Source organism: Candidatus Methanodesulfokora washburnensis, from assembly GCF_003947435.1.
Lineage (GTDB): Archaea > Korarchaeota > Korarchaeia > Korarchaeales > Korarchaeaceae > Methanodesulfokora > Methanodesulfokora washburnensis.
Genome location: NZ_RCOS01000166.1, coordinates 1 through 6,801 on the forward strand (window position 1 = coordinate 1; position 6,801 = coordinate 6,801).

The 6,801-nt window shown below is 43.9% G+C and carries 8 protein-coding genes; 3 read left to right on the forward strand and 5 right to left on the reverse strand.

Annotated elements, in window-relative coordinates:
* Positions 1 to 29: 29 nt before the first annotated feature.
* Genes D6D85_RS14375 through D6D85_RS14385 form a run of 3 tightly spaced genes read right to left on the reverse strand, consistent with a single transcriptional unit; the run spans position 30 to position 2,239 of the window.
* A complete protein-coding gene (locus tag D6D85_RS14375) occupies positions 30 to 1,013 on the reverse strand; it encodes a radical SAM/SPASM domain-containing protein (protein WP_237558868.1) in 984 nt (327 codons plus the stop codon).
* A complete protein-coding gene (locus D6D85_RS14380) occupies positions 1,013 to 1,714 on the reverse strand; it encodes an HAD family hydrolase (RefSeq protein WP_153184019.1) in 702 nt (233 codons plus the stop codon). Before D6D85_RS14380 ends, D6D85_RS14375 begins: the two co-directional genes overlap by 1 nt.
* A gap of 9 nt (positions 1,715 to 1,723) precedes the next feature.
* Positions 1,724 to 2,239 carry a nitroreductase family protein gene (locus tag D6D85_RS14385; protein WP_125672731.1) on the reverse strand — a complete coding sequence of 172 codons (516 nt, stop codon included), beginning with the start codon at positions 2,237 to 2,239 and terminating at the stop codon, positions 1,724 to 1,726.
* A gap of 142 nt (positions 2,240 to 2,381) precedes the next feature.
* On the opposite strand from D6D85_RS14385, the gene D6D85_RS14390 reads away from it, so the two are divergent.
* Positions 2,382 to 2,804 carry a 4Fe-4S ferredoxin gene (locus tag D6D85_RS14390; protein ID WP_125672732.1) on the forward strand — a complete coding sequence of 141 codons (423 nt, stop codon included), beginning with the start codon at positions 2,382 to 2,384 and terminating at the stop codon, positions 2,802 to 2,804.
* A gap of 105 nt (positions 2,805 to 2,909) precedes the next feature.
* Here D6D85_RS14390 and D6D85_RS14395 read toward each other — a convergent pair whose 3' ends face one another.
* Positions 2,910 to 3,431: an HAD family acid phosphatase gene (locus D6D85_RS14395; protein ID WP_125672733.1), complete on the reverse strand. Its 522-nt coding sequence runs from the start codon at positions 3,429 to 3,431 to the stop codon at positions 2,910 to 2,912.
* 249 nt (positions 3,432 to 3,680) lie between these two features.
* Here D6D85_RS14395 and D6D85_RS14400 point away from each other — a divergent pair, with 249 nt between their 5' ends.
* Positions 3,681 to 4,793 (forward strand): radical SAM protein, encoded by a 1,113-nt coding sequence (locus tag D6D85_RS14400; RefSeq protein ID WP_125672734.1) that lies wholly within the window; start codon positions 3,681 to 3,683, stop codon positions 4,791 to 4,793.
* A 49-nt stretch (positions 4,794 to 4,842) separates the two neighbouring features.
* Here the strand turns inward: D6D85_RS14400 and D6D85_RS14405 are convergent, their stop codons facing one another.
* On the reverse strand, positions 4,843 to 5,472 hold the full coding sequence (locus tag D6D85_RS14405) for a class I SAM-dependent methyltransferase (RefSeq protein ID WP_125672735.1): 630 nt from the start codon (positions 5,470 to 5,472) through the stop codon (positions 4,843 to 4,845).
* 175 nt (positions 5,473 to 5,647) lie between these two features.
* On the opposite strand from D6D85_RS14405, the gene D6D85_RS14410 reads away from it, so the two are divergent.
* On the forward strand, positions 5,648 to 6,801 hold a 1,154-nt coding region (locus D6D85_RS14410), incomplete at its 3' end, for an AAA family ATPase (RefSeq protein ID WP_133308331.1).

Genomic DNA, 6,801 nt, shown 5'->3' on the forward strand with positions numbered 1-6,801 from the left:
GACAGAACAAGCATTATTATACGACAGAATCAGCAATTTACCTTCCTTATCCTTGGACAAAGAGGGTCTGGTGAGGGAAGCTTTCTCCAGCAGTTGTATGCTCTAGCATAACATCCTCCAAGACAGATATCTGAGATAGGACAGCCTCTGCATTCCTCTGGCAACTCCATTGCTTTTCTCATCAGAGGATGCTCCTTCAGCTTTTCCCAAGCTTTTGCAATCCCTTCTCTTATATCTGCGACTTCAACATCCATCACATCGCATAAAAGCACCCTTCCTCCTGGAGATATATCCATAACACTCCAGTTCCTGCAGTTTCCATATCTGAGATTTTTCAGGCCAAGTATGCCGAGAAATGGAGCGCACCAGACACTTACTTTTATACCGAGCTCTTCAGCTGTGTTATCAGCAATCCTGAGAGCTGAGATCAGCTCATCCTTGGTGATAAATGAACCTGTTATTACGGAGCTTCCATATGCCATCGATGGAATCATAGATACACTTCTAGCCCCTAATTTATCAGCAGTTCTCAGAGCTTCCCCTACTACACTATAATTTATTTTTGATATAGGTATATTTATATGAAATGGAACTCCATGTTCCCTGAGAAGCTCGACTCCTCTTATGAACCTGTCCCAAGATCCTGAACCTTTTGCTCTCTCATAAACTGTCCTCGGTCCATCTAAACTCGTGAGCACATAGATATCCAGCTTGCATAGCTCCACAGCCTTATCCCGGTTCATCTTCATCAAATTTGTGAAGAGGCTCGCATCCATTCCAAGGTCCACGGTTTTTCTCAGAATTCTAAAGATGTCCTTTCTCAGCAGAGGTTCTCCTCCCGTGAAGTTAACCTCACTAACACCTTCATTAGAGGCCTCCTCAAGCAGCTCTAGCACAGCATCCCCTGAAATCTCCTCCTCATCTGCATATTGTTTGGCATAACAGTAGGGACAATTGAGATTACAAGCACCCGTTATGATCCAGATTATCTCCTCAGGTCCTGACATCTCCATCACTCAATTAGATGCAACAGATCCTTCAAGTTCCATATTACAGGAGCTATCTTACACCTAGCTATTTTGGATCCTCTCAATTCGGCAAGCTTTGGGTAGTAAACTGCTTTTAACCCTGAGTTTATGGCCCCGACAACATCATGAATATAGGAATCACCCACATGAACTATGTTTTCTCCATTTACCTTCAGCTCCTCCACTAAGCTGGCAAAGACCTTTTTCTGGGGCTTAACACAGCCTATATCTGAGGAGGATATCACACAGTCCACATCATAAATTCCAGCATTCTTCAGAAGGTTCCTCACAGCCCTTCCGCTGAAGGAAGTCGATGTCGTGATTGCTACCTTTACTCCTGCTTTCCTCAGCTCCGGAATGACATCAAGTGCTTCCTCATTTACCCTAGGCTTAAATGAATCAGTTGAGGTGTCATATGCTTCTGCAACCTTCCTCACGATCTCTTCATCCGGGTTTAATCCCAAGCTCAGGATAATTATTCTCATCAGCTCATCAACTTTTGTGAAGAGCCTGAAATCCTTTGTCTCAGCATATGCCGAATAGATATCATCAGGGGATATATTGAATCCCAGCTCCCTAAGAGAGTTATGAATTGCCTCTATTCTCATTTTCGTGTATTCTCTTTCATCCTCCTGATTTTCCCATATGAGAGTGAACCAGAGGTCGAAGGAAACTGCTTTTATCATTGGAACCACCTATTTCATCTTGTTCCCATATCTATTTATGTGAACTATCTCACTCAGCTCCTTCCTAGGCCTAGCCTCAGGCTTTTCAGCAGGCCAACCTAGAGCTATTAATGCAACTGGTATCCTCCCCTCAGGAGCCCCTATTATCTCATTGATCTCCTTTACATTTCTCAGTGATTGAATCCAAACCGTGCCAAGACCTAAAGCATGAGCAGCAAGCATTAGGTAAATTGTAGCATTCGCACAATCAGCTAGGTATGAGTCAGGGGATAGCTTTGGATCGCAGAGAACAGCTATCGTAACAGGAGCTCTCTGCAGAGGATATGCATACCTATGTATTGATGCGAGTCTCTTTCTTATCTCCTCATCTTTCACCACGACAAACTCCCATGGTTGGGAGTTTTTGGCACTTGGTGCATATCTAGCCACATCTAAAATCCTTCTTATCAGCTCATCACTTACCTCTCTATCCTTAAAAAGTCTTATGCTTCTCCTGCTCATCAGAAATTTCAGGCACTCCTCCATGCGAAATACTACACAGGAGAGGTAAAAATTTTTAGTTTCATAGAAGAAGATATCGGCATAACACATCTGAACTCATGCGCACAAGAAGAAGCCTCCAATCGATAAGAATGAAAAGGTTTAACTCGAACATACCTCTTTCTCTATGCCCAAGCTGATAAATACGAATGTCAGATCGAGTTACCTCAGGAGCTTCAGAAAGATCCTTTTGTATGGAGCATGCCTCGATGAAAAGCTATTACAGGAATTTGATGGGTATGCAAAGCTGAGCTGCTGCCTTGAGGAAGAACATGCCAACATGATAGGCTTTAAGCTGGCTGGAATTCTGACTAGAGGAGACTATGATGAAATAGCTGTGCTAACAGTCGATGGCTCCCTTCACTGCGTTCAGCTTCACCATACGGTGGAGGAGGTCTGCAAAATAGTGAGAAATCCTCCGATGAGAAGATATATGGTGGTTGAGGATGGAAGAATAAGAGAGGTGTCTGAGGAAGTGGTCAAAATATCAAGATACCTTTCCAAGATCTCAAAGCTTGCTTGCAGAAGTGATGAAAGCAGGAAAGCCTGAGATAACAGTTTTATCTGGAATTATGCGAATTCTGTTATCTCAACTGGTCTCTGACATTTAGCAGAGTTCGAGATTTGCAGAGTAGAGGGTAGTAGCTTGGCTATTTTAGTGACCCTTTCTGTTCTCCTGCTGGATTATGTCAAAGGTTCCATCGGGCCTATGTAGAAACAACAGAGCTCTTGGAAACATTTTTCCTATCTCAAGCAGGGTGTCAAGATCGTCGTCGTGATATTCAACCACATTACATCTGATTCTTCTCACCAAGAACGGCTTTAGATCCCTGTCCTCCTGATAGTTGTCCTCAGGCCTCATGATCAGAGCATCAAAGGGAACACCTGCTTGCACCAGTTGAGTAACAGTGTCAGCCCTAAGTCGCTCATACCTTCCTGTTATTATGATCACTTTCAGCCCTCTTCTCCTAGCCAAAACTGCCATTTCAACTGCCCTAGCTATAGGCCTGTCAAGGCTCAGAAGTGCTGGGTCCATATAGCTCTTCCAGAACTCCTTCTGTATCTCAAAGGGGAGCTCTCTTGGAGATATTATCCCAAATCTTCTTGCAACAACATCGAACCTTTCTCTAGAATCGAACAAGGTATTATCTATGTCAAAGACAACACATTCTTCCACTTAATCACCCGGTAGATTTAGCTGGAGGAGATCATGCAAACGCTGCTAGACTGCTTCAGCACGGACCTTCACCTCTTATGGTTTTTAAGGGACTATTCTTGCTGATCTCTGCTATCTTTTGAGTTACTTAAGCATTCAATTCAGTATTTAAAGCTTTCATAGCGTATACACTAGTTTTATGGATAGGATCAGCTACCCACAGAAAGAAGATTCCTTTTATATGAAAACCTCTTATATACAGGGATCGGCTTGGGAGAGTGCCGGATATGTGGAAGGAGATCCCCTCTTATATCAAGCTCGCTAGGGGTCTGCTTGGAGTGCATCAGAAGCGATCCAGGTGCTGTTGATCTCACATTATCTGCCCATAAGATTGCTAGAGCTGGATTGCCCCTCAGCCCTCCCAAGGGAGAGGGGGTGAAATGTCTAATTTGTGATGCAGAATGTGTTATACCTGATGGGGGAGTCGGATACTGTGGAATAGTCTCAAATGCTGGTGGAAAGCTGGTTAATCTGGCAGGAGCACCTTCTCATGGTCTTTTGGAGTATTATTATGACCCGATACCGACGAACTGCGTCAACTACTGGTTCTGTCCTGCATCAACTGGGCTGGGATATCCAAAGTGGGCTTTAAGAAATGGTCCAGAGTCGGGTTACTACAATTTAGCTGTCTTTTATGGGACCTGCAATTTAGACTGTCTTTTCTGCCAGAACTGGTTCTTCAGGGATATTTTAAAGGCAAAGAAACCTGTTGTCAGCACAGAAACCCTTCTAAAAGCGGCATCCAGGAGGGTGACATGCATCTGCTTTTTCGGCGGGGATCCATCTCCTCAGGTCTCCAATGCCCTCCTTGTTGCTAGAAGAGCAATGGAGATTTTCAAGGACAGTATCATGAGGATATGCTGGGAGACAAACGGCCACTTTAACACCAGAATAATGAGGGCAGTTATGGATACCTCAATGAAGAGCGGTGGAATCGTGAAGTTTGATCTCAAGGCATGGAATCCCAGACTTTATAAAGCGTTAACAGGCAGGGAAATAGGAGTGCTATATCAAAATGCAAGAGAAGCACTCCTTCTTTCAAAGGAGAGACCTGAAGTTCCTCTTTTCTCAGCAAGCACGCTGTTAGTTCCTGGATATGTGGATGAGGAGGAGGTCAGGATGATAGCTCGCTTTATAGCATCGATTAATCCGGATTCCCCTTACAGCCTTCTCGCCTTCCACCCAAGCTTTCTCATGAGCGATCTTCCAAATACAAGCAGAAAGCATGCGATGGATGCGCTGAAAGCAGCAATGGATGAGGGACTCACCAGAGTGCATATAGGAAATCCATGGTTGCTGACCAAGAGGGATTATCATTTCTGAGAATAAAGAGGACAGTAGTTTACCAGTAGCCCAGAAATGAAATGGGTAGTTAAGCTTTTTCAGCCACTATAACAACAAATCCTCCTATTCCAAATCCTTCTTTTGGCTCTTCCACCTCTTTTATCCTTCCTGGTAAGTCAAACACTGTTTGAACTATCCTTTTCTCCCTGAAACCATGTCCTTTTATTAGCTCCAATATTTCACCCACAGAGAAAAATCTGGCATGTTTGTAGAACTTGCTTTCCTCTTTTTTCCCGATATAATATCTGCCGAGGAAGCTTTCTCTATCCACTATTCCTATTATAAGAAACCCATTGGGCTTCAGGATCCTTCTTATCTCCAGAATTGTTCTATCAGGATCCTCAAGGAAACATATAGTTATGGCTAGCAGGACGTAGTCAAATGCACTATCGGGAAACGGCATCTCCTCTCCTACTCCCTGTACAACCTCAACTCCCCGATCCTTTGCCACCTTTATCATGCTGACAGACGGATCTATACCAAAGGGAACTCCAAGAGGACTCGCAAATCTTCCAGTACCGACACCAACCTCTAATCCCCTCTTATTCCTTGGGATTTCCCTCTTTAAGGCCTCTAACTCAGTTAGATAAGCAAACCTGTTCCTCTCATACCACTCATCATATTCCTTATAGTATAGATCAAATGGACTCTCGCTCATCGTCTATTGGAGAAAAGCGGGAATAAAAAGATTTATGCTCCTGCAATAATCAGTTAAATCAGCTTTTAGGAAATCTCCAGCAACTCCAGTTGATTTTGGTGGAGAAATCGATCAATCGAGAACTCTGTAATCAATGATTTATTATTTTATATATAACTTTTAAGTACTGGGAACCATGATTCCCATAACCATGATTCCCAGAAGCGAAGTTCAGAAGATAGAGAAACCCGGATGGGTCCTTGTCTTCGGAAGAAGAAAGACAGGAAAAACCTACATGCTTAGACATATGGTAAGGCATGAAAATTACTTCTTTGTGACTAGAGGCGGGCTTATCCTAGAGCATGAGGAGCAACTTTTATATCCAGTTTTCGAGGAGCGCATCAAGAACCTTCTGCTCAAGGACATAACAGTTGTTGTGGATGAATTCCAGAGGCTCCCAGAGAAGTTTCTCGACCTCCTCCATTATCACAGCCCAGACTCAAGAGCAAAGCTAATTCTGGTTGGATCAAGTTTCTCGGTAGCAAGAAAACTTATGGAGAGGAGAAGCCCTCTTCTTGGCATAGTTAGGCCGGTGAAAGTTGGTTTAATAAGGCCTGTTGATTTGATAAGAGGGTTATTTAAACTCGGTATTTCTCCCGAGCTTCTTCTGAGGATCGCTCCTTACATAAGAGACCCCTGGATAATGAGATTCGTGAATCCGGGGAAGTTCAGAAGATCTGATGTGATAGAGGCCATCAGGTTCAATGTCCCAGCTCTAATAGGGGAGGTGTTCAGCGAGGAGGATAGAGTTCTGACGGATAGATACGAGCTGATAATCAGGGCCTTAAGCTTGGGAAACAGCACTCCAGGGGAGGTAGCTGGTTACATATCTGGATTTATCGAGAGAGGACTGAGAAGCCAGGATGTCAAGAGCTATCTGGCAAATCTCCTCAGGATGGGAATAGCCAGCAGAACCCAGCTTGCAGGCAGAAAAAGATACCTTTACAGCATAGAGTCCCCCCTTATCGACCTATTTTACTACCTGGACACAAAGCTTGGATACTATGAGATTGATGTCCCGATGGAGGAGCTTGAAAATCTTGCCTCTGTCAAGGAAGGGACCTATTTCGAGAGATTTGTGGTAGATCTCATTGCATCTCTTTATGGGGCAAGGGTGCAGAGATCTCTTGATCCTGAAATAGATGGAATTCTCGTGAAAAAGGGGAGAATAGTGGCAGCAATTGAGGTGAAAATGGGAGATATTGCCAGAGAGGAGATCATCAAGTTCTTGGAGAGAGCACCAAAGGAGGGAGAGAAAATAGTTGTGGCAAGGGAGGGCCCCTCATTAGA